The sequence below is a fragment of the Bartonella sp. AP20NXHL genome, from assembly GCF_042196165.1.
Taxonomy (GTDB): domain Bacteria; phylum Pseudomonadota; class Alphaproteobacteria; order Rhizobiales; family Rhizobiaceae; genus Bartonella.
Genome location: NZ_JBHIPV010000085.1, coordinates 1 through 976 on the forward strand (window position 1 = coordinate 1; position 976 = coordinate 976).

General features: G+C 40.8%; 1 pseudogene. It reads right to left on the reverse strand.

The features are described 5' to 3' along the window. Positions 1 to 976, reverse strand: a pseudogene (locus ACFILL_RS09335) (phage tail protein); the annotation flags it as partial.

Genomic DNA, 976 nt, shown 5'->3' on the forward strand with positions numbered 1-976 from the left:
TTGAAGTCTTGTCTATTGAAACATTAAACCCTAACTTTTCTTTCACCCAATTAGGCATCCAACTGGTTAATTTCTTCATCATATTGCCAAAACCGTTATACAGATCATCCCATTTGCTTTTGATGCCCTCCCAAAGCCCATTAATAAGATTGGAGCCTATTTCCATTAAATCGACACCAAACAGCCATTCAATGAGTTCATTGATTTTTTTCGAAATCCAAGTCAGTGGTGAAAAGTTTTTAAAGAACGTCAAGAGGTTATTGAAAACATTACTACATAAGCTGTAAAAAGAATCCCATAGCTTGCTTATAAAGCTTATGACTGTATCCCAATGTTTGTAGAGCAGATATCCGGCAGCAACAAGAGCTGCAATGCCACCAATAATCCAGCCAATAGGTGTGGTCATGATTGCGATACCAAGCGATATAAAAGCAGAACTAACGGCAGTTATTGCTGGAATGAGTGAAGCTATAAGAACTGCCCCAACCGCGGCTAAAGATGCTGCTACCCAACCATTGAGTTTGTCCCAATATTGATAGAGGACAAAGAGCGCTGCAATGCCACCCATTAACCAACCGATAGGTGTCGTCATAATTGTGATACCAAGGCTAACAAACGCTGTTCCTACGGCTGCTAATGCGGCAATGAGTGGACCAAAAATGAACGAACCAAGTGCCACAAGTCCTACCTTAAAGAGGGTTATTTCACCAATCAGAGGTTCTAGCCATTGGAACCAGCCTTTAATCCTCTCTGTGAGATCACTGATGCCTTTTCTTAAATCAGAGGTAGGATTAAGCAAATCATTAAGGACTTTTTTTAAGGTTTTTGCCCAGCTCGCAACAGTTGTTTGAATGAGGTCGCGGTTTTCATCAATCAACTTTGAAAAACCGTCAATCATATCATTAATCACGGGCATGAAACGCGCGCCAATAAAGCTCGCGATACCGCCTATTTTTTTCTTAAAAGCACCAAGCTT